The organism is Cognaticolwellia beringensis (assembly GCF_002076895.1).
Lineage (GTDB): Bacteria > Pseudomonadota > Gammaproteobacteria > Enterobacterales > Alteromonadaceae > Cognaticolwellia > Cognaticolwellia beringensis.
On record NZ_CP020465.1, the window covers coordinates 1,685,022 to 1,706,876 of the forward strand.

18 protein-coding genes are annotated in these 21,855 nt (G+C 37.7%); 10 read left to right on the plus strand and 8 right to left on the minus strand.

The features are described 5' to 3' along the window. Window positions 1–12: 12 nt before the first annotated feature. Together B5D82_RS07095 and B5D82_RS07100 are read right to left on the minus strand one after the other, a co-directional pair. The gene (locus B5D82_RS07095; protein ID WP_081150270.1) at window positions 13–333 is read right to left on the minus strand and encodes a DUF3718 domain-containing protein; all 321 of its coding nucleotides are present in this window, start codon (window positions 331–333) and stop codon (window positions 13–15) included. Window positions 334–633: 300 nt separating this feature from the next. After that, a complete protein-coding gene (locus B5D82_RS07100) occupies window positions 634–3,585 on the minus strand; it encodes a TonB-dependent receptor (protein ID WP_081150272.1) in 2,952 nt (983 codons plus the stop codon). 527 nt (window positions 3,586–4,112) lie between these two features. On the opposite strand from B5D82_RS07100, the gene B5D82_RS07105 reads away from it, so the two are divergent. From B5D82_RS07105 to B5D82_RS07120, 4 genes are all read left to right on the plus strand, one after another. After that, complete coding sequence (locus B5D82_RS07105; protein WP_081150274.1) at window positions 4,113–4,466, plus strand: DUF3802 family protein; 354 nt, start codon at window positions 4,113–4,115, stop codon at window positions 4,464–4,466. 60 nt (window positions 4,467–4,526) lie between these two features. Further along, window positions 4,527–5,180 carry a single-stranded DNA-binding protein gene (locus B5D82_RS07110; RefSeq protein ID WP_081150276.1) on the plus strand — a complete coding sequence of 218 codons (654 nt, stop codon included), beginning with the start codon at window positions 4,527–4,529 and terminating at the stop codon, window positions 5,178–5,180. Window positions 5,181–5,224: 44 nt separating this feature from the next. Beyond that, window positions 5,225–7,339, plus strand: coding sequence for a hypothetical protein (locus B5D82_RS07115; protein ID WP_081150278.1), 2,115 nt, complete (start codon window positions 5,225–5,227; stop codon window positions 7,337–7,339). Between the two features lie 279 nt (window positions 7,340–7,618). Beyond that, on the plus strand, window positions 7,619–8,284 hold the full coding sequence (locus B5D82_RS07120; protein WP_081150280.1) for a TVP38/TMEM64 family protein: 666 nt from the start codon (window positions 7,619–7,621) through the stop codon (window positions 8,282–8,284). A 154-nt stretch (window positions 8,285–8,438) separates the two neighbouring features. On the opposite strand, the gene B5D82_RS07125 is transcribed toward B5D82_RS07120, so the two are convergent. The 4 genes from B5D82_RS07125 to ccoG all read right to left on the minus strand — a co-directional run bounded on the left by B5D82_RS07125 (window position 8,439) and on the right by ccoG (window position 13,460). Beyond that, the gene (locus tag B5D82_RS07125) at window positions 8,439–9,614 is read right to left on the minus strand and encodes an IS4 family transposase (protein WP_081148330.1); all 1,176 of its coding nucleotides are present in this window, start codon (window positions 9,612–9,614) and stop codon (window positions 8,439–8,441) included. 744 nt (window positions 9,615–10,358) lie between these two features. Further along, the gene (locus B5D82_RS07135; RefSeq protein ID WP_081150284.1) at window positions 10,359–10,991 is read right to left on the minus strand and encodes a thiol:disulfide interchange protein DsbA/DsbL; all 633 of its coding nucleotides are present in this window, start codon (window positions 10,989–10,991) and stop codon (window positions 10,359–10,361) included. A 58-nt stretch (window positions 10,992–11,049) separates the two neighbouring features. Next, window positions 11,050–12,027, minus strand: a complete 978-nt coding sequence (locus tag B5D82_RS07140) for a serine/threonine protein kinase (RefSeq protein ID WP_081150286.1) — start codon at window positions 12,025–12,027, stop codon at window positions 11,050–11,052. Continuing rightward, window positions 12,027–13,460, minus strand: coding sequence for a cytochrome c oxidase accessory protein CcoG (gene ccoG / locus B5D82_RS07145; protein WP_081150288.1), 1,434 nt, complete (start codon window positions 13,458–13,460; stop codon window positions 12,027–12,029). Before ccoG ends, B5D82_RS07140 begins: the two co-directional genes overlap by 1 nt. A 222-nt stretch (window positions 13,461–13,682) precedes the next feature. On the opposite strand from ccoG, the gene B5D82_RS07150 reads away from it, so the two are divergent. Continuing rightward, window positions 13,683–14,039 (plus strand): hypothetical protein, encoded by a 357-nt coding sequence (locus tag B5D82_RS07150; protein WP_081150290.1) that lies wholly within the window; start codon window positions 13,683–13,685, stop codon window positions 14,037–14,039. 52 nt (window positions 14,040–14,091) lie between these two features. Here the strand turns inward: B5D82_RS07150 and B5D82_RS07155 are convergent, their stop codons facing one another. Both B5D82_RS07155 and hutG read right to left on the minus strand, forming a co-directional pair. Then, complete coding sequence (locus B5D82_RS07155; RefSeq protein ID WP_081150292.1) at window positions 14,092–15,456, minus strand: formimidoylglutamate deiminase; 1,365 nt, start codon at window positions 15,454–15,456, stop codon at window positions 14,092–14,094. Window positions 15,457–15,468: 12 nt separating this feature from the next. After that, window positions 15,469–16,275 (minus strand): N-formylglutamate deformylase, encoded by an 807-nt coding sequence (gene hutG, locus B5D82_RS07160; protein WP_081150294.1) that lies wholly within the window; start codon window positions 16,273–16,275, stop codon window positions 15,469–15,471. A 332-nt stretch (window positions 16,276–16,607) separates the two neighbouring features. Between hutG and B5D82_RS07165 the strand changes: the two genes are divergently transcribed. From B5D82_RS07165 to B5D82_RS07185, 5 genes are all read left to right on the plus strand, one after another. Beyond that, entirely contained in the window at window positions 16,608–17,336 is a 729-nt protein-coding gene (locus tag B5D82_RS07165; protein ID WP_081150296.1) for a glutathione peroxidase, read from the plus strand. Window positions 17,337–17,472: 136 nt separating this feature from the next. Next, window positions 17,473–17,715 (plus strand): VF530 family protein, encoded by a 243-nt coding sequence (locus B5D82_RS07170; RefSeq protein WP_081150298.1) that lies wholly within the window; start codon window positions 17,473–17,475, stop codon window positions 17,713–17,715. 88 nt (window positions 17,716–17,803) lie between these two features. Further along, a complete protein-coding gene (purU, locus tag B5D82_RS07175) occupies window positions 17,804–18,664 on the plus strand; it encodes a formyltetrahydrofolate deformylase (protein ID WP_081150300.1) in 861 nt (286 codons plus the stop codon). Between the two features lie 103 nt (window positions 18,665–18,767). Continuing rightward, on the plus strand, window positions 18,768–20,561 hold the full coding sequence (locus B5D82_RS07180) for a M61 family metallopeptidase (RefSeq protein ID WP_081150302.1): 1,794 nt from the start codon (window positions 18,768–18,770) through the stop codon (window positions 20,559–20,561). Between the two features lie 170 nt (window positions 20,562–20,731). Continuing rightward, window positions 20,732–21,265: a VOC family protein gene (locus B5D82_RS07185; protein WP_081150304.1), complete on the plus strand. Its 534-nt coding sequence runs from the start codon at window positions 20,732–20,734 to the stop codon at window positions 21,263–21,265. Window positions 21,266–21,855: the final 590 nt, after the last annotated feature.

The following is a 21,855-nucleotide window of genomic DNA, read 5'->3' on the forward strand; positions in this document are numbered from 1 at the left end:
TTAATGGCAATATTAATTTTTTGCTAAATCTGTAATAGAAGTCCTATGTTCGCTACGATCTAAAATTCTCAGCATAGCATCAGCATTGCGGCCATGCTGTTGAACAAAAGTCAAAATACTCACACCATTACACTGCACATTGTTCACAATAAATGGCTTGCTATATCCCGATGACTTAATATTGTTGTGCATTGCTGCGCGATTGCCCGCTAGCGCGGTCATACATAATTCCGTGATATTAGAATTATCTGCTGCAATCATCTCATTGGCTTGACTCACTGCAGACGTAGCACCGATTATACACATGGCTAAAAATAATTTTTTTACCGTCATTTTTACTCTCCTAAAAATATTGAATTAAACACCCAAACAACTTTGTTTATAAATAGTGGCTTAAATTTTCAGAAAAGTTGTAACGAACAGCTAGGGAGATGTAAGTAAAAAACCTTTATTGGTTGTAGTAGTTAAAGGTATTTGATGCCGAAAGACCGCTTAACTCGCTGTAATTCAGGTTGAATATCAACAATAGTGATAAACCAAGTGCAGATACACCTGCTTACAGTTCGTAAACTCCAGACATAAAAAAACCTCGCTAGGCGAGGTTTTTATTTCAAAAGTTTAACAAGCTGTTAATTAAAACTCAGCAGATACGCTTAAACGTACGTAACGAGGAGTTTGGAAGCTAGTTGGTAAACCATAAGTTGCTAAAGGACCACCACGATATCCACCAAACGCACCATCATAAGAAACAATTTCTTCGTTAACTTCATTTTGTTGCGTAGCTTTATCGTTGTTAGTTACGTTAAAGATATCAGCACGGAAAGTTATTTTACTGTCTTCAATGTAGTAATCGTAAGTCGCTGAAAGATCTAACGACCAAGTGTTAGCCGTTCTACCTTCAGAACCACGTGTTACTAATTGACCTTCTTTAACAAATGATTCTGCACCGTATAAAGACGCAAAAGCATCGGTAGGGTGTAGACCAAATGAGTTAAGTGGACGACCTGTAGTGAAGTTAAAGTTTGCACCTACAGATAAATCTTCTGTAATCGCATAAGCGCCATTAATTTTCACGTTATGACGACGGTCATTTGGTAAGTTACCATTTGCACCATCAGTTAAGCCAGGTTGGTCAAAGTTAGTAGTTAAACCTGAATCGTTTTGATCGTTATCTGAACGAACGAAACCTTCGTTGTTACCCCAGCTATGTGACCAAGTGTATGTGAAGTTCAATAACCATTGATCATCCCACGCTCTATTTAACGTTAAATCTACCGCAGCATACTGACGTTCAGCTTCAGGGTAACCTAGTTGATCGGCTGTAATCGTATAATCTTTATACTCTAGCGGACCATCACCATCAGGGTCAGTAGTAATAGTTACATCTTGTCCTGGGTTAGTTAATACATAATAATGGAAGCCAGAACACAGAGTACAAGCACCACCTAAAGACTCATCAAAGCCCGCATCGATAGCAATATCTTCTAATGAGCTACCCAATTCACGGTAAGTTGCCTTAACACCAAAGCTCCATGAATCATCAATAACTTGCTCATAACCTAACATGAACTCATCTTGATACATTGGATCCAAGTCAGCATTTACTGTTTCAGTAGTGCCTTTTAAGGTACCGTCTGCGTAAACGACTAAACCAGAAGTTGCATCGCCCAATGTAGGTACGTAATTCTCATCAATACTTGTAACTTCAAAGTTCTGACGAGTATAAAGCTCATCACCCGCTAAACGAACGTTAGTGTTGGTTGCTACAGGTAAGAAGTAACGACCGTAGTTAGCATAAACTTTACTTTCGCCATCGCCATTAATATCCCAGCTTAAACCAAGACGAGGTGCCCATTGGTTAGTAACATCAACAAACTTATCACCGGCTTTATTGTAGTTTTCAAAAGACTCGTTACGTAAACCTAAACGTGCAACTAAGTTATCAGTAATTTGCCAAGTATCTTCAATATAAAATGCAGCACTTCTTGTTTCAAAGTCACCTTGGTTTACATAAAACTCTTGACGAACATTTGTACAATCAAGTTCATTATTAGCTAATGCATCTGCATCACATTCTTCATATCTATATGCTACACCACCTGCACGTTGAGTATCTTCAGTCGCTTCCATTTCTTCATAATCGATACCAAAACGTAAAGTATGATCGTCATGTACGTACCAATCAACATCAAAGCGGTAAGCGGTACGTTTGTCATTTTGAATTGATGGTGTAAATAAACCAAAACCACCAAACTCTTGGCCAGAATAACGCTCATAGATTGCTGGCTTGTCACCTAATGGATTTTCGCCTACGTTTAAGTTACTGTAGCTTGCTTCGTTAACCGAGTATTGTGCACTTACGGTTAAATCGTCAGTTAAAATACCTGTGTATTTAAGACCCCAAGTTTTACCACCACGCTCTAAGATGTAGTCACCAAGATCATCAGACTTTGTTTTCGTGTCATGATCATATTGACGTTTATTAGTGTCTAAGTCAGAGCCATTGTCCCAGCCTGTGAACTCTAAAATATGCTCATCAGTAATGTACCAATCAATTTTAGCAGCATATAACGTGTCGCTTGCTTCACGTTCATAAAACTTTGAAGCCGTTGCATAGTCGCGGTCACGACTTTCTTGGTTTAACAAACCAAAAAAGAATAATTTATCTTGAATTAATGCACCACTTGCCCAGATATTATAGTTGTTTGTGCCTGTTTTATCTTCAGAATTAACAACATAATATTCAGAGTCAGCACGTGCAATATCGTCAGCATCGGTACGTTTTACATTCGGTGAGCTTGCGCGCATTGAGCTAGGCTCCCAAAATGCACTTGCACCAAATTTAAATTCGTTTGAACCACTTTTAGTTGTAGCGTTTACAACACCACCAGTTGAACGACCAAACTCAGCAGAGTAACCACCAGTTTTAACTTCAAAGGTTTTGTACATTTCAAATGGTAATTCTGAACCACCTAAACCGTTACGGAAGTTAGTGGTGTTTATACCGTTAATGTAATAAGTGTTTTCACCAACTGATGAACCACCAAAAGAAGCATTTTTACCAAAGTCAGAATCACCAGATACTGTACCAGGAGCAAGAAGTGCTACTGAGGTTACGTCACGTGCAACCGGTACTTTTGCTAAGTATTCTAAATCTACAACTAACTGCGACTCACTTGATGAAACATCAATAGATGATACAACCGCGCCAGTTACACTGATACGCTCAATATCACCAGATTCTAAAGTGAAATCTGCACTTGTACGGCCAACAGAGCTAACCTTAAGCTTTTCTTGTTTAAGCATTAGGAAGCCGTTTTTCTTCGCTTCTAATGAGTAGTTACCAGCAGGTAATAACGGGAACTTATAGTTACCTTGGCTATCAGTTTCTATTGTACGAGTTAAACCAGTATCAATATTGATAATAGTAACCGTTACACCTGAAAGAACTTGGCCTGAACCACTTACAGATTTACCCGCAAGTAAACCGTCGTTTGCCATTGCTGGCATAGCTAAACCTAACGATACTGAAACAGCTACTGCTGTAACTGAACGTTTGAATGTTTTAGAAAAGTTATTTCTCATGATTGTGTTTCTCTCCGAGATTATATTGTTTTTATTTTGTTACTATTATCTAACATATATGTTTCATAATGTTACTAGCTGTAACATTTTCCCTATCTTTACTTGAATTGAAAATATATTCAAGCATTTTATTGTTACATTGAATACAATATACAAAAATCAAAAGTAGTGTAAAAACAATTTATTAATATAGAACAATAAATTATCGCAACATTTATATAACATATATGCAATATTGCTGAATTTTTGATGCATAAATCATTAAAAAAGCAATTTTTTTGCTGGTTTTAGATGTTTCATTTTGTGTATTACTTCATATTGATTTTATATTTATCAATTTATTTAGTGGGCATTTGGCAGTTTAGGTTACAAAAAATATCTTAATTAAGGTTATTACCAGCAGAGAATTCTATGTCTCTCTGCTTTATACACTTATAGATAAACCCTTTGTGATTTTAAAAGCCGCTTGATCAGCACCTTAATATACGAGTAAAGTAAGACAACGATAAAATGACATAGATACACAGATGGTTACCAATACTGAAGGTTATATTCTTGTTATTGAATATTTAACCGCCCATTTAAGCTTATTTGAAAATAGTCCCAATATTGATAATGCCAACAGCTCTGTATTAGAAGTTATCGAACAAGAAATGAGTGAAAATATTATTGCTTTATGCAATCAGAATCAGGATTTAACCTTTAAGCAGCGAAATACTATTATTCGAGAAGTTGATGCAATCGTTTATGATTTACAAGAAATATTATCGGGTGTGGTCAACAATTCGGTGAATAGTGAGCAGTTAGCGTTTATTAAAGAGTTTGCTATTTTAATTAAAAATTTATTTGATACAGAAATTAACAATCAATTTATACTGTAGCCATACTATTGATCGTTAATAACTGTCGAGCACTTTTTTCCTATTACAACAAGAAGACCTATGTTAGCTGAATTACCACAAAACCACTTATGCACTGTTACCCTTCTAGGCAACTTAGTTAATAAGCCTGATATTCGCTATCAAGCGAATCCTGTTGTTGCTGTTGCTGAACTTACTTTGGCAACGCATAGTCGTTGGTTTGATAAAACCAGCAACAAATTTAAAGAATGGACCAGTTATCATACCGTAAAAGTTATTGGCGAAATTGTTGAACGTGCCCTGATTCACGCCAGCAAAGGCGATATTATACTGCTACAAGGCTATTTAATTAATAGTAAGAAGAATAATCGCGAAATTATCCACGCTAGCTACGCACAGACTTTTCCGAAGGGTTATGCGCAATCTATTAATCAAATTCATTTTAGTGGTAATATAATTTCTGATATAAAACTTATTACCACCGAAAATAATAAAGAGTTAACTGAAGTTATATTAGAATCGCAGCAACATATATTTTCCACTATTACTCAAAAACTCCATGTAGTGATAATACAGCGCCCAGTCCATATTTGGGGTAAGCAGGCACTTTATCTTGCTGAACACGGAAAAAGAAATGATCAAATAATAGTTGACGGAAAATTAAGCTATCTGAATAATAAGAATAAAAACCAATTTATAGATGCGCAACAAGCTGTTTTAATAAGCAAAGATTAAGCTTGGACTGCCTATGATTAATTTTACAAGGAATGCGCTGTTTTATGGACAAAAGTAACTGGTTTAATCATTTTAAGTGCTATTTTATTTTTACATTGGTGGCTATGCTTAGCCAAGTTTCTCATGCTGCAGCACAAACGGCCAATGACCTAGAATTATCGGCAATAGCCAACCTTGATAAAGCGGTTTTAGAAAATGATCAGTGGCATAGCGTATTACCGGTTATAGGTGACGAAAATCAATATTTTGTATCCACAAAAGCGGGGAAAATTTACCAATTAAATCATAACGAAATATCTCAATCTGCTTTTTTCGATCTAAAATTAGCGTTAAAAAACCCTGACATTATTGCCCTAACCGCTATCACTTTAGATCCAAACTTTCACTATCGTGATCGAGATGGATATCACACTTTTTACACAGCCCACACTGAAGCCAGTAAAAAAATCAAGTCGAAGTTAATACCCAAAAACACTAAAATAAATGCCCCCTACGATGCTGTAATAATGCGCTGGCAAGTAACAGGTCTGCAAAATCAATCACCTAAACTTAGTAAACAGCATGAAGTTATGCGTATTGCTATTCTACAGCCGCAAGAACATATCCAGCAGCTAAGTTTTAACCCTTATGTAGAGCCTTGGCACGATAATTTTGGTTTACTTTTTGTTGCCCTCGCCCGAAGTGAATCATTAAAGACTGAAGCACTTTACGCTGGGAGCATTCTGCGAATAAAGCCCGAAAAATACGGTTTACAAAACTATACTATTCCAGCCGATAACCCATTTACAAAAACAGCCGATATTCATAATGAAATTGTATTTATCGCAGGGCATAAAACTGAACATTTTGATTGGATAAAGAAAAGTACTTATAGCTTACTTGTACAATTTAACCAGCAAGACGCTAATGTTCTGATTGAGGCAAAAATAGGCGATGACTGGCGCGAAGCTATCCCACAAGCACAGATAAAAAAGCGCTTACCTGCAGTAAACGAAAAGCATAAAACGTTGCTTTATCATGGGAGAGAGCTCAAAACTTTATGGGGTAAAGCACTACACTTACAAGAAACAGAAAATGATTGGCACTTACAGGCAATAGCATTAAATTCAAACCTTGATAGTGAAAATGAAACGCTAGACACTCCTCATAAACTAATAAAATATAACGCGAGTGAGCAAGCAAAGTTTAGTTTGCATCAAAAACACAATGGCGAATTATTACTACTCGAACATAGCCAACAACGTTTATACACCATTAATAAACCTGCAATAACCGAGACTAAAACGGCAATTATTGAGGATCCAATAAGCAGCTCAAATACCAATAGTGTTTATGCTTTTTTGTTTTTTATGGTAATTATTTTAACGGGCTATTTTTGGTATTTGAGAAAAAATGGCGTTGTTAAAAATAGCTTTTTGCAACAACAATGGGCTAATTTTGAAGTAGATGTAGCAGCAAAAACGTTATCTTTTTACAAACGTCATGCTAAAAGCGCCGAAAAAATTATAAATATATCGTCGATTACCCGCAGTGAAATCTTACTAAATGATGAGGTTATTTCAACGATTAGTGCTGACGCATCACAAGCTTTCTCTAATGATTTAGAAAATATAGTCTTGACAACCTTTGCGAAAGAGCACCGCTTAAAAATGATGGATGATAAGCAAAGAGGCATTCAGATCCGCTTAACCGATGATCAAAAAAAGCATTACCTCTTTTGCCTGTATTTTCGTATTGGAAATATCCGTCATACTAAGCTGAAATACCAAGAAGTGATTAATAAAGTGATCGATTGGCAGTGGCTTTTTGCGCAATATATTAATCCAGATGTAACCACAAAACGAAAAATCAAAGTTCAACTAGCTCGAGAAATACCCATACCTAGTAAAACAAACAAAACCACAACTGCGCCTACAACCCGACCAGAAACGCTTGAAGATAATTCGACACCTGTAACGCTGATATTAGAAACATCTAATATCAGCAACACTGATAATGGCCTGCCAGCGAATAGCACTCAAGATGGCTCTGCTGACATCGACACTAAGCTTGTTGCTGCTTTAGACAAACTTGTCATAATGAAAAAACAAGGCTATTTGAGTGAAAGCGAATTCAATATTGCAAAAACAAAAATTTTAAAAAATTTAACTAACGACTAATGGCTTCATTTTATTTGACCTTGGTTTGACCCATATTGCATTGACTCAACATTGGCTGATTGAACATATAGGTTGAATATATCGCCTGAACAAATAACATCATTTGTAGTTAACCATAAAGCAGTGTTAAATGTGTCCAATTACCACTCATTGATGCCAATATATTAATACGGTACAACCTAGCTAACATTTTATCCACGGTAGCTTGTGATAAAATATATTTTGTTAAAGCAAAACCAATTAATACCGAATTGATGAATAAGCAAAAAGAGCCTTCAAGTGTTTAAAACAAAGTCAGCATTAAAGTTAACCGTTGTCGCGACCCTAATATCGATATTGTTGGCAATTACCTTGGCTACGCTATTACTCGGTAACTATGGCGTTATTATTCAAAATCATTTAAATACGATAATCCCAAATACCCTCTTTGGCGCTTTATTATTCGTATTAATACTGACTCCAGCAATGGCTATTGGACTGCCACGACAAATTGCCGCGCTAAGCGCTGGTTTTTTATTTGGTGCAGGATCAGGGATGTTGCTAGCGACAATATCTGCAGTTTTTGGATGCTTAGTAACGCTGATGTTAGCTCGAAAACTATTTGCAAATTTAATTGAGCAACATTACCCACAACCACTAGCAAAAGTAAGCTATTTTTTTAGCCATAATACTTTCTTGAAAGCGCTGACTATTCGACTTTTACCTGCTGGTTCAAACTTTCTGACCAATATACTAGCAGGCACAGCACGCTCACCAATAAAACCCTATATATTGGGTTCTGCACTCGGCTTTGTTCCACAAATGACAATATTTTCATTAATGGGCGCAGGATTACAGATTAACGGTCAACAACAACTGATTCTCAGTATTATTTTACTTATTATCGCCTTGTTATTGGGGAGCTACCTGTATCGAAAAACACACAATAAGTTAACGTTAAGTTGACCGTTACTGAACGCGCCTGATTTAAATTTATATTGCCCCATTTTGACGGCATAAATGCCGACCTACAACAACCATTAACAGCCTTCTGCTTCTGGGTTTTTTATTCTATTTTTTTGTAGGTTGGGCTTTAGCCTGAGAGATCCCCACAAGTTTCTCAATATAAACTTTCATGAATCAGTGCCTTCATTGCACTGATTATCATCTTATCCGATATATAATACCGCTTATGTTGTAGGATCCTTAGCGCTAAATACCCATAAGATAGCACACGCTTAGTTTTCACCGAGTTTGCTTGGAATTGCCGATGATAGCCTGCTGATTCCGCTGCCTTGCCTACACAATATAGATAAAATTGAACCATCATACTTAACAGTAAAATAACCTGCAGCCTTTCTACTGAACGGCTTAAACTACGAGACAAGCCTAAGCCATAGTATTCATTTTTACAGTCTCTAAAGGATTCTTCAATGGCCATTCTTCGTTTATACATATTCACTAAATGCTGCGGTTTAAATGTATTTCTAGGTAAATTAGATACTAAGAACCAAGGCTCTTTAGCTGACTTTGAACTCTTTATATTGGTTTTACATTTTGTGGTTACGCCCTTTCGATTAAGCTTATGGCGATACATCTTTCGTCCTTTGAATAAGACACCACGACAAACAAATTGATGAGCCTTTGATAAGATTACGCCTTTGAGCTCACTTGCTATAGAGAGCGCAAGATGGTGACATTTGCTCACATAATGCCAATCGCTTTCACCTTGACGTTGGCATTTTACAGTGCCTCTTGTCCTTGCAAGCCAGTACCATTGCTGAGCCTCGATCGCTTTAAACCACGGGATTTTAAAGCCCGCATCCGTGCATATAATAGGCTGAATATCTTCAGGTAATATCTTTTTTAAATTAGCAATGAAGTTCAAGTGTACTTGGTGGTTCGTGTGTTTACTTTCAGGATGAACTTCCTCATAGATCGTAACTGCACGTCCTCCAATAGAAATGGCGGCTCTGAGCATGACGAAGTTATAGTTGTAGACGGTGGACCAGTCCACATGAATAAGTGGGTGGGGTGTCGTAATAAACAGCCGTGCAATGTCCTGGTAAAATGACTGCCTATTCTGATATAAAGGCTGACTCCCAAGCAGTCTATCGATACGTTTTATCGCGTGTTTTTCTGATTTACCCTGCAAGCTAGCAGCGTGTCTTCCCATCGAGGTTAAGGTCAATGCCGCACCATTGATGAGACTATCAGCAGCAGTAAAAAGAGATTTTGTAATTCTAGGATCTAAAGTGTTTGAATCAAAGGTGAATAAGTCTGATAATGAAGGCATAGCGCTTGTATTTGGTATATTTGTTTTTTGTGGTGATTAACATTTTACCAGATATCAAGCGCTTACTTCTTAAACTTGTGGGGATTCCTCAGGCTTTAGCCCATCATCTTGATTTAAAGCTATACTGCGCCGTTTTGACGGCATAAATGCCGACCTACAACAACCATTCCCAAACTTCTGTTTGTGGGTTTTTAATTCTATTTTTTGTAGGTTGGGCTTTAGCCCATCATCTTGATTTAAAGCTATATTACCCCATTTTGACGGCATAAATGCCGACCTACAATAACCATCAACAGCCTTCTGCTTCTGGGTTTTTTATTCTATTTTTTGTAGGTTGGGCTTTAGCCCATCATCTTGATTTTAAACTATATTGCCCCTTTTTGACGGCATAAATGCCGACCTACAACAACCATTAACAGTCTTCTGTTTGTGGGTTTTTAATTCTATTTTTTGTAGGTTGGGCTTTAGCCCATCATCTTGATTTAAAGCTATACTGCGCCGTTTTGACGGCATAAATGCCGACCTACAATAACCATTAACAGTCTCCTGCTTCTAGGTTATTTATTTTTTTGTAGGTTGGGCTTTAGCCCATCATCTTGATTTAAAGCTATATTGCGCCTTTTTGACGGCATAAATGCCGACCTACAATCTTCACTTGCCAACATTTGCTTGTTGGTTATGGTTTGTTAAATTTTTGCCAATAAAAAAGAGGCCGCAGCCTCTTTTTTGAATCACTTTACTCGCTTATTTTAAGGTTAATAAGTGATTTACAAGATTAATGTAATCTTGCTCAAAATTATTTCTATCTAGACCTTGAGCATCTACGCGGTACTTGCCGTTGACTATAACTGCAGGTACACCTGTTAAAGCGCCTTTGCTAGAAAAGTAGTCTTGTTGCTTCTTCATAGCATTAGCTTTGCTCACTACACCAAAGCTTTTCATTAACTTATCGAATTGTTCTCCATCTGCACCGTTAAGCACAAATACGTTACGAATATCTTTTTCTGAAGTAAATACCGCTTTTTGTACATGAATGTAATTAAACATTGCCCCAACCATTTTTTTCTCTAAGCCCATTTGATGAGCAACAACAACCGCTTTACTCAACATTTGTTGTACTTTAGGAGAAGCAGCGCGTAAGAAGTCAACATGGTTCATTTCGAACTTAGCATTTTCTGGTATTGATGTTTTTAGCTTCTGCATAAAAGGTTCAAACTGAAAACAATGAGGGCAATAAAACGAGAAAAACTCACGTACTTCTTGTTTAGCGGTGACTTCCTCACTGACTTTAGTGTAATGCTCGCCTTCAGTATAATTTGCTGCGAATGCGAATACTGGTAATAACATTAAAGCGAATAAGCTCACTAATTTTTTCATAAAATTAAAATTCCTAATCAATAATAAATCAAAATAATTTTGCTGAACTTACTTATACTTAATAAGGTAGTAAGCTCAACGGAGGCTGTTGCAATGCTGACATTTGCTCTTTAAGCATCAAAATTTGTTGTTCCCAATATTTTTCAGTATTAAACCACGGAAAATTATGAGGAAAAGCAGGGTCTTGCCAACGTTTACATAGCCATGCCATATAATTAACTACTCGCATAGTACGCAATGATTCAATTAAAGGCAATTGATTGGTCTCAAAGCGATGAAATTCATCGTAGCCCGTTAATATAGTGTCTAACTGTAATAACTGCTGCTGACGGTCACCACTGAGCATCATCCAAATATCTTGTACTGCAGGTCCCATACGACAATCATCAAGATCAACAAAGTGCGGTCCTTTATCAGTCCATAAAATGTTACCGGCATGACAATCGCCGTGCAAACGTATCTGCGATTTAGGTTGATACTGCTGGCTTGCGATGGTGATCACTTGCTCTAAAATAGTGAAAAAAGGCAGTGTTAAACTCGCGGGAACAAAGTTAGATTTTTCAATAATAAGTTGTGCCTGCTGTAGCATTTCTTCACTATTAAATGTCGGTCGTTCAGTAAAATCTTTTTTAGCCGCCACAGCATGAATGCGCCCTAAAAATCGCCCCATCCACTCTAATTGATCTAAATTATCGACTTCGAAAATACGACCACCGCGGCAAGGAAATATAGCAAAGTGATAACCTTCATAAGAAAATAAAGACTCACCATCTATTTTCAACGGTGCCACTAACGGTAGCTCGCTTTTGTCTAATTCAAATGAGAATTTATGTTCTTCTCTAATTTGGGCTTCTGTCCAGCGTTGCGGTCGATAAAACTTGGTAACATATTTAGTTTTATCCATATCATGAAACTGATAAACGCGATTTTCATAACTATTTAACGCCAGTAAGCCGCTATCAACCGTTAAGCCCGTGCTCTCGAGGCCGTCTAGAATTAAGTCTGGCGATAGCGAAGTGAAATCAAAGACTGACATTAGCGCTTATTAAAGAAGCGGCTTTCATGTTCAAGCTTAACCTCATCCGTGTCTGATACTAATTCAATAACAAAACTTATATCTGTCATATAACCTTCTAATTCGTATGGGTCAACCGAAATACTAATCGGTAAAGTATACACTTTAGCCGCTTTAACAAGTATCTCTTGTTCGCCATGCCATTTAGTATTATTAATGCCCTTTATGGACAGGCGATAGCGGTTATCTTTTTGTGACTTATTAAGAATTTTTAAGGTATAAACATTTTCTATATCACCATTAAAGTTCTCTTTTGCCAGTTCATTTCTATCGCGAATAATGTCCAGTGTTACTGGCGATCTGTTGACCATTTCTACAATCAATAAACTGGTCATTACAATCAATACCAATGCATAACCAATGAGTTTCCCCCGAACAAAATGTACTTTTTTTCCTTCTAACTCATGTTCAGTGGTATAACGAATTAACCCTTTGTCGTATCGCATTCGCTCCATAACATCATCACAGGCATCAACACAGGCACCACAATTAATACATTCATATTGTAAACCGTTACGAATATCAATGCCCGTAGGGCAAACCTGAACACAGAGATTACAGTCAATACAATCTCCTAAACCGACATCTTTTGGCACATCTTTTCTGGTTCGTGGCCCACGATTTTCACCACGTTTTGCATCGTAAGAAACGGTTAAAGTGTCTTTATCAAACATGGCTGACTGAAAACGAGCATATGGACACATATGCAAACACATAATTTCTCGCATCCAACCCGCATTACCATAAGTACAAAAAGCAAAAAACCATACGGTGGCTGCCAAAGCAAATGAGGCATTAAAGGTGAAAAAATCAACAAACACCTCTCGCATCGGAGCAAAGTAGCCTGCAAAGGTAAGCGCCGTTAAAATAGAAAAGAAGCCCCAACAAAAATGTTTAAGTGCTTTACGCCAAAATTTATTGATATTCATCGCTTGGCTATCGAGCTTTTTCCGCTGATTCGCGGTGCCTTCTATTTTTTCTTCGAACCAAATAAAGATGAAAGTCCAAACAGTTTGAGGACAAAGATAACCACACCAAACTCGCCCTAAAAAAGTGGTAATAAAGAACAGTAAAAACGCACTAAGAATAAACAGCCATGCCAGTAAAGTAAGATCTTGTGGCCAAAGCGTGACACTCCACAAGGTAAAGCGTTGTTCGCTAATATCAAACAAAATAGCTTGATGCCCGTCATACTGTAACCAAGGTAAAACAGCAAACAAGGCTAAAAAGAAAAAATTCATTTTTTGGCGCAGTTTTTGAAATACACCTTTTACTTTACGGACATAAATTTGATCGCGAGGTGCATATGCATCGCTTTTGGCGGGTTGATGAATTTGAACATTTTTAATCGGAATATACTGACTGACGTTGATGTCTTTATCTTTTGATTTCAAAGCGGATCCTTTATGTCGATAATGCCGGTCAATTATAACGGATTAGCCAACGTTACCCACCAATAAAATAGCAAAAAATTGCTTTGTGAGTATAAAATTGATTACTCTAGAGCTATTCTGATGACATTTCTTCTAACAAATCAATAATACCATATGTGGTTACTTCAATAACAACAGTTAATTGTTAGTTATTTGTACGCACAGATGATTATAAGGCAAGGTATGAAAAAACTATTAATCGTGATCGTGGTGGGCGCAATATATTTTCACTTTTACCCTAATGAAAAACTCAATAGCTGGGTATTTGAACAAAAAGAATTTGTACTGAGTTACTTTTCAGATGCAACAGATACCAAGGTGCGGTTAAAATCAGATAAAATATATCAAGACTTAGCGAAAGATTTTGGCCAATTTAACAGCCAAGAAAAAGCCTACGTCGCTGAAATTACTAGCAGTCGTGAAAAAGTAAAACGCTTTAACGAGCAATACTGTAAAAGTAAAAAACAAACACCAAAATTACATCGAGATAACTTAGCTAAGGTGTGCCATACCATTGGTAAATACAGCAATTTATTATAGTCGTCAGGTTAAGACGAACAGCTAAAAAGCTAATCGTCTATCCCCTGCAAAATTAAGCTGAAAGCTTAACTAATAATTTAGCGAAACTATCTGCGCTCACCTGCTCTAACGCATGTTCTGAGTCACGGATCACCCAACTTCCATTCACCATCACATCTAATACCATGTTTCGCTGGCTAGCAAATATTAGGCTGTCGAGTAAATGCTTATCATCATGAGCAAACAAGCGTAATTGACTGTCATCTAAAACCAATAAATCAGCTTGCTTGCCAAGCGCTAATGCGCCGGTATTACTATTGGTACTTTGCGCTCCACCGGCAGCGGCTTTTTGCCATAAATTAAGTCCGACAGATTTCTGCTCGCTAGTGGCTAACATTGCACGTTGCTGCTTACTTAAACGTTGTGCATATTCAAGCCAGCGCAACTCTTCGATGGGGTTGACTGAAATGTGGCTATCAGAACCAATAGCAAAAGTGCCATGCTCCATCAAAAATTCATCGGTCGGGAATATACCATCACCTAAATTAGCTTCTGTCGTTGGGCAAATACCAGCGATTGCTTGACTAGCAATAATCCCCTTACGCTCTTCTTCATCGATATGTGTGGCGTGAATTAAACACCAATATTGGTCTAAATCTGCATTATCGAGTAACCACTGCACAGGTCGTTGTCCATAATGAGCTAAACAATCATCCACTTCTTTTTGCTGCTCAGCAATGTGGATATGAATAGGAGCTTGTGCATCGAGTGCTCGAACATGCTCAACAGCCGCTAACAATGAGTTTTTATCAACCGCACGCAAAGAATGTGGCGCAATACCAACATTACAATTAGGCTGTAATTGCGCCAGTTTAAAACAATCACTGACCAAATCATTAAATTGCTCAACTGAATTAATAAAGCGCTTCTGACCATCAGTCGCCGCTTGTGGACCAAAGCCACTGAAGCGATACAAGACCGGCAATAATGTTAAACCAATACCTGATTGCTTGGCCGCTGCAAAAATAGCCTCTGCCATAGTCGCCAGTTTTTCATGGTTTTGGCCGTCAATATCATGATGTAGATAGTGAAACTCAGCCACTCGGGTGTAACCCATTTTCAACATTTCAATATAAAGCTGACGCGCAATGACTTGTGCATCTTCTGAGGTTAGTTGCCCCAAAAATTTATACATTATATTACGCCAAGTCCAAAAGCTGTCTTGGCCTTCACTGCCTTGTTCACTGAATCCGGCAAAAGCACGCTGAAAAGCATGAGAGTGACAATTTACCATGCCCGGAATTACCACGCCATTTGCTCGCTCTGCACCGTCAAGATAACCCGCGGTAATATCGGTAATAACGCCGTGTTCAATGGTCAAGGTTTGCTCGCTCGCCCAGCCATCAGCTAATAATATTTTATTCGCAAAAAGTTTCATTAATACCTACCATTAATCCTTAGCGTTTTTACTTAAAGTTGCAGCAAAAGTTATCAGCGCTTTCACTAACGCTTCAAGTTTAGGTTGCACTTGCATAGCAAGAGTTTCGTTATATGTCATGGCTTGCTCATTCATATAAGTGAACTGCGAAAGCTCTAGCTGAATAGCGTGCAAGCCATTATCAGGTTGGCCGAATGCACGCGTAATATAGCCACCTTTAAATCGGCCATTACATACCATAGTGTAAGGGGCATAATCTAAACCGACCAAGGTGGAAATTAATTCAGGTGAACAACTTTTACCGTCGGCATTGCCAAAATTAAAATCAGGTAGTTGACCTTGAAAAAATCTCGGCACATGTGATTGAATTGAATGTGCTTCTAGCAACACGGCTTGACCGAACTCGGCTTTTATAGCCTGCATGGTTGACTTCAACGCCTGATGGTAAGGTTGCCAATAGTTTTTTACACGTTCAGTTATTTGTTCAGAAGTAGGCGCGCATCCCTCTTTATATAAAGGCGACAAATCAAATGCGGTAGTAGGACAAAGCTCAGTATTATTAGCACCTGGATATAAATCGACACCGTCCGGATCACGATTTAAGTCAATGACATAACGGTTATACTTAGGCATTAATATATAAGCGCCTAGCGCTTTCGCAAAAGCATATAAGCGATCCATATACCAATCAGTGTCGGCAACTTCACGACCTTTAGCTGTCATAACTTCAGCAATATCTGCCGGTATTGCTTCACCATTATGTGGCATGCTGATAAGCAAAGGCACAGAGCCTTTAATTAAGGTGTAACTGTCTGACATTCATTCCTCTCAAATTGTATATACAACTTCCTTAAAGTTAATTTACCACCTCAGTAATAAAACAGGAAATTATTTCTCTCTTTAGCAGCTAATTCGTTTTGTTGATATGTGCAAAATCAGTGCGAACCACAAGCTGCATCAAAGGTGCTCGAAGTATTGATACTGGCAGTAAAAATTCTTAAGATAAGATAACATTTTATATAAAGCCAATATCAATCGATTTTATCAATCATAAAGTACAATATTAATCACTTTATTTAAAATGGAACTTATTCGATAATAACAACATATCGAGCAACACCACTATTTTAGAAACTATAGACGGAGCCATTATGTTAGAAAATAAAGAGCAACAAAAAGTCCCTAATGTTACTTTCACATTAAGAGCAAACGACGAGTGGACAACGCGCAGTAGTGACGAAATTTTTAACGATAAAACTGTCGTAGTTTTTTCATTACCTGGTGCTTTTACACCTACTTGTTCATCTTCACATTTACCACGTTATAACGAATTGGCACCAACGCTATTCAAAAATGGCGTTGATGAAATTATTTGTATGTCAGTTAACGACACGTTCGTTATGAATGCTTGGGCAGAACATCAAGATGCCGACAACATTAGTTTTATTCCTGACGGCAACGGCCAGTTTACTGATGCCATGGGCATGTTAGTTGATAAAGCTGATATTGGATTTGGCAAACGCAGCTGGCGTTATGCAATGCTAGTTAAAAATGGCGTGATTGAAAAAATGTTTATCGAACCTGACTTACCCGGTGACCCGTTTGAAGTTTCTGACGCCGACACTATGTTAAAACATATTAATCCGTCAGCATGTCAAACATCAGCTATTACCGTTTTTAGCAAGCCAACTTGCCCATATTGCAAAAAAGCCAAAGCATTGTTAACTGAAAAAGGCTTAACATTTGAAGAGTTAGAAGTCGGTAAAGATGTTAACTTAACGATGTTTAAGGCAATAACTAACTCAGACACCGTACCGCAAGTATTTATTGACGGAAAAAATATTGGTGGCAGCGAAGCTTTAGAAGCTCACTTTAGTTAATAATAAGTGAACAAAATAAGCTAAATTTAGCTTAACGATTAAAAAACGACGCAATAGCGTCGTTTTTTGTTTTAGCTTTTTAACTATTTAACTTCGCCATGGTAGAATAACGCTTAAAATTGCAAAGGCCAAACATATGGATCATCAACCCTACAACCCATTGCACGGGTTAACGTTAAAAGTTATCGTGACACAATTAGTCGAACACTTTGGTTTCCCTTACCTTGGCAAGGAAATAAAAATTCGTTGTTTTACCGATGATCCTAGTATTAACTCAAGCTTAAAATTTCTTAGAAAAACCCCATGGGCAAGAGAAAAAGTAGAAGCGCTTTATATTCAGCACAAAAGTAAACTCAGCGATGAAAACGAATCTACTTGAATAAGCATTAGTATATAGCACAATAGTATTTATCAAGATGGCAATAAAGTGCCAGACTGCTGACATATAACCACAGAAGTTTTTTCATATGACAAACACCCATCACTACATTTTAACTTGGCAATGCCCTGATACTTCCGGCGTGCTAGCAAAAGTCAGTCAAAGTTTATTCCAACATGGCGCTTTTATTACTGAAACTAGCCAATACAGTGATCCTTACACCGATACATTTTTTTCTCGTATTGCTTTTGATGACCGAGAGCTTACTGTCAGCTTTGATGAGTTTAGCCAAGCCATTGAACTGTTAGCAAAACCTTTAAACATGAACTATCACCTTAGAGAAAGAGAGAACTTTCCTAATGTGGTTATCGCTGTTTCTAAAGATGATCACTGTTTAGTCTCATTGCTAACAAAATGGAAGGCAGGTGCTTTACCGGTGAATATCGTTGCCATCACTTCAAATCATCAAGATTGTCAGGCGCTGGCGCAGTGGCATAACGTGCCATTTCATCACCTACCGGTTAATAAAGAAAATAAAGCACAACAAGAGCAAGCCTTACTCGATATTTATCAGCAATATAATGGTGATTTACTGGTACTTGCTCGCTACATGCAAATATTATCAGATGAACTGTGTAACAGTTTACGTGGACAAGCAATTAATATTCATCACTCTTTTTTACCCAGCTTTAAAGGTGCAAAACCTTATCATCAAGCCCATAAGCGTGGTGTTAAAATTATAGGTGCAACAGCACATTATGTTACAGCAGACCTTGATGAAGGGCCGATCATTGTACAAGAAGTTAAACCTATCAACCATGCCTTTACCATCGAGCAAATGGTACATTTAGGTCACGATTTAGAAGCAACGGCTTTGTGTCATGCCGTAAAAATGCATGCTGAACAACGCATCTGTATCAATAAAGATAAAACCGTTATTTTAAATTAAATTTAATCAGAGATGTAAGCTGCAAAGACACATTTCCAAGCTGTTTTATTAGGTTAACTCTGCTACATTGGGCACAAATATCTAGTCAACATTTGTGCCCAATATGATCCAATATCAAATTTGTCCTATCAACCCAAATAGTCACTTATTTGAGGTTTTATTATCTTTTAAAAGTACCCCTGGCCAAAGCTACACCTTAACTTTACCTGCTTGGTTACCTGGCAGTTATATGATCCGTGACTTTGCCAAGAGCATTACCGAAATTTGCGCCTATGACAGCAATCAGCAAGCGATTAGCTTAAGTAAAATAGACAAACAAACTTGGACATTACAAGCCAGTGATGAGCAGGTTCAAGTACGCTATCAAGTATTTGCTTTTGACTTATCAGTACGCACTGCTTATTTAGATAGTCAGCGCGGTTTTTTCAATGGCAGTTCAACTTTTTTACAAGTACAAGAGTTAAGTGAACAAACGTGCCAACTCACCATTCAACCATCAACGTTAGTTGAACATAATCAATGGCGTGTAGCGACGGGCTTACCAAGGGCGCAAGGCACAGAAAAATACCAATTCGGTCAATATATTGCCGATAACTATCAACATTTAATCGACTGTCCTGTAGCGATAGGTGAGTTTGACAGCACAGAATTTACTGTCGAAGGTGTGGTACATCACTTAGTGTTCACCAGTAAGCATTACGGGGATACTGAACGATTAGCAGCTGATATTAGTAAGCTATGCCAACATCACATAAGCGTATTTGGTGAAGCGCCTTTTAAAGAGTACTGGTTTATTACCCATTTGCTTGCCAATGGTTTTGGCGGTTTAGAGCACAAAAACTCGACTATTTTACAGGCCAGTCGCTTCGATTTACCCAATCCGCAACAATCTTCGGCGGAGCGTACTGAAGATTATAAAACCTTCTTAAGCTTATGCTCACATGAATATTTCCATGCTTGGAATGTTTGTCGAATTAAACCGAAAGAATTTGTGCCTTACAATTTAAAGCAAGAAAGCTATACCAAGCAATTATGGGCATTCGAAGGTATAACGTCTTACTACGATGACTTTTCGCTTTATCGCACAGGTTTGATTAATTTTGAAGAATATTTAGCCATATTAGCGAAAGCAGCCACACGGGTTAACCGAGGTGTGGGTGAGTTAAAACAAAGCGTAACCGCTTCAAGCTTTGACGCCTGGACCAAGTTTTATCAACAAGGTCCCGATGCCGTGAACAACATTGTAAGTTACTATGTTAAAGGCGCTTTAATTGCACTTTGGCTAGACTTAACTATTCGCAGTAAATCGAATGGTCGGTATAGTTTAGACACGTTAATGCGAGAGTTATGGATCCATTTCGGACGCACAAATATCGGTACCAGTGAAGAGGACTTTATCAACATTGCTAATCTACTCTGTGGTGAAGATATTTCATCGACCTTTAAACACTATTTATACAGTAACGAACGCATAGATTTAACCTCTCATCTGGCAAGTTATGGCGTAGCATTGCAAAAACAAAAATTCAAAAAGTTAAATAGTGTAGAGACGACTTCAGCTGAGCATTACCACGCCTATTTCGGTGCACAATATAAAGCACAAAGCTTTGGTTTAACCATCACACAAGTACTAGAAAACTCACCCGCCGCAACAGCAGGGTTAGCGGTGAACGATATTCTTATTGCGGTAGACAAAGTCAAAGTTACAGAGCAATCACTACAAGCACTATTTGATCACTCACCCGCTAACAGTGAGCTAATTTGCCATTTCTTTCGTGATGATCAATTGCTGAGCTCGACCATAACAGTTACTGACTCACCGTTAGCTGGCATAGCGTTTAACGTCATTGATGAAAGCTTAGTGAAACGCTGGCAGGACATTATATCAATCGAATAAACTGCCATTGCAAACTATACTTGTAATCTATACATGTAAACTAAAGCGTACTAAATTGCTGACAACATCTAGCGAGTAAACTCGTCATTAAATTAGTGCGCATTATCGAGTTATGGTAAAAATTAACTTAATTCGAGATTCACTTATCTTCTAACTTAAGTAAGTACATTATGATTAATTTAAAACGTATCCACCATGTGGCTTATCGATGTAAAGATGCAAAAGAAACCGTTGATTGGTATCAAAAACATTTAAACATGGAACTCACCGTTGCTATTGCAGAAAACGAGGTGCCGTCAACCAAAGCGCCAGATCCATATATGCATATATTTTTAGACGCTGGCATGGGCAATGTTTTAGCATTTTTTGAAATCCCCAACTCGCCTGATATGGGCCGCGATGAGAACACACCACAATGGGTGCAACATATTGCCTTAGAAGTTGAAGATGTTGACGCCTTGGTTGCTGCAAAAAACGATCTACAAGCACTTGGCTTAGACATTTTAGGCCCGGTCAATCATGGTGTATTTAAATCTATTTATTTCTTTGATCCAAATGGTCACCGCTTAGAATTGGCGGCAAACACCGGCACGACAGAGCAATATGACGAACTTAAACGGGTAGCATCGTTAATGGTTGAGGAATGGTCAAAAACCAAAATAGCACCAACCCACGCCGCTTGGTTACATGAACTAGACGATTAAGAGTTTGAAATAGCACTCGTTTTTCAGAGTTTTGTAAGACATTGCCCATTTGAACTTAGCGTAATAAAATAAAATTACATTTATTAACATAATTATTACAATTAAAAACAAAGACTTGCTGAACATTTGATTTTAGTACAACAAATAAACGAAAAAAACAGCTTGATGCTTTATCAAACTCACGTAAAGTATGGGGCAGCTACATAGGTAGCACTACACAAAACGGATAATATTTGCACGGAAAGCAATAAGCGTTAATTAACGCAGCACATGATTTAAAATATGGATTGTTTACTAAAGCTTAGGATGAGTATTGCAGTATTTTGCCCAAGAGGGTATCAGGGAAAGCCTAAAAAAGCGTCAGGACGACCGAAAAAAATAAAATTACGCACGGAATAATAATAACAATAAAATTGGAAATTAAAAAATTCACAGGGATCGTAACAAAAGGCTAGGATAGCCACTTAAGAATCGGGACTATACATGTTGGCATATGCCACATATTTCTCCAAAGGCGACGTTAATAACGTCGCTTTTTTTCTTTCTATCGCTGTTTAGCGTGGAATGTCGTAAAATAGACCTAATTGTTC

Coding starts and splice junctions, on each gene's coding strand:
- B5D82_RS07095 (WP_081150270.1), bottom strand. CDS start 333: ATGACGGTAAAAAAATTATTTTTAGCCATGTGTATAATCGGTGCTACG.
- B5D82_RS07100 (WP_081150272.1), bottom strand. CDS start 3,585: ATGAGAAATAACTTTTCTAAAACATTCAAACGTTCAGTTACAGCAGTA.
- B5D82_RS07105 (WP_081150274.1), top strand. CDS start 4,113: ATGGTTACCAATACTGAAGGTTATATTCTTGTTATTGAATATTTAACC.
- B5D82_RS07110 (WP_081150276.1), top strand. CDS start 4,527: ATGTTAGCTGAATTACCACAAAACCACTTATGCACTGTTACCCTTCTA.
- B5D82_RS07115 (WP_081150278.1), top strand. CDS start 5,225: ATGGACAAAAGTAACTGGTTTAATCATTTTAAGTGCTATTTTATTTTT.
- B5D82_RS07125 (WP_081148330.1), bottom strand. CDS start 9,614: ATGCCTTCATTATCAGACTTATTCACCTTTGATTCAAACACTTTAGAT.
- B5D82_RS07135 (WP_081150284.1), bottom strand. CDS start 10,991: ATGAAAAAATTAGTGAGCTTATTCGCTTTAATGTTATTACCAGTATTC.
- B5D82_RS07140 (WP_081150286.1), bottom strand. CDS start 12,027: ATGTCAGTCTTTGATTTCACTTCGCTATCGCCAGACTTAATTCTAGAC.
- B5D82_RS07150 (WP_081150290.1), top strand. CDS start 13,683: ATGAAAAAACTATTAATCGTGATCGTGGTGGGCGCAATATATTTTCAC.
- B5D82_RS07155 (WP_081150292.1), bottom strand. CDS start 15,456: ATGAAACTTTTTGCGAATAAAATATTATTAGCTGATGGCTGGGCGAGC.
- hutG (WP_081150294.1), bottom strand. CDS start 16,275: ATGTCAGACAGTTACACCTTAATTAAAGGCTCTGTGCCTTTGCTTATC.
- B5D82_RS07165 (WP_081150296.1), top strand. CDS start 16,608: ATGTTAGAAAATAAAGAGCAACAAAAAGTCCCTAATGTTACTTTCACA.
- B5D82_RS07170 (WP_081150298.1), top strand. CDS start 17,473: ATGGATCATCAACCCTACAACCCATTGCACGGGTTAACGTTAAAAGTT.
- purU (WP_081150300.1), top strand. CDS start 17,804: ATGACAAACACCCATCACTACATTTTAACTTGGCAATGCCCTGATACT.
- B5D82_RS07180 (WP_081150302.1), top strand. CDS start 18,768: ATGATCCAATATCAAATTTGTCCTATCAACCCAAATAGTCACTTATTT.
- B5D82_RS07185 (WP_081150304.1), top strand. CDS start 20,732: ATGATTAATTTAAAACGTATCCACCATGTGGCTTATCGATGTAAAGAT.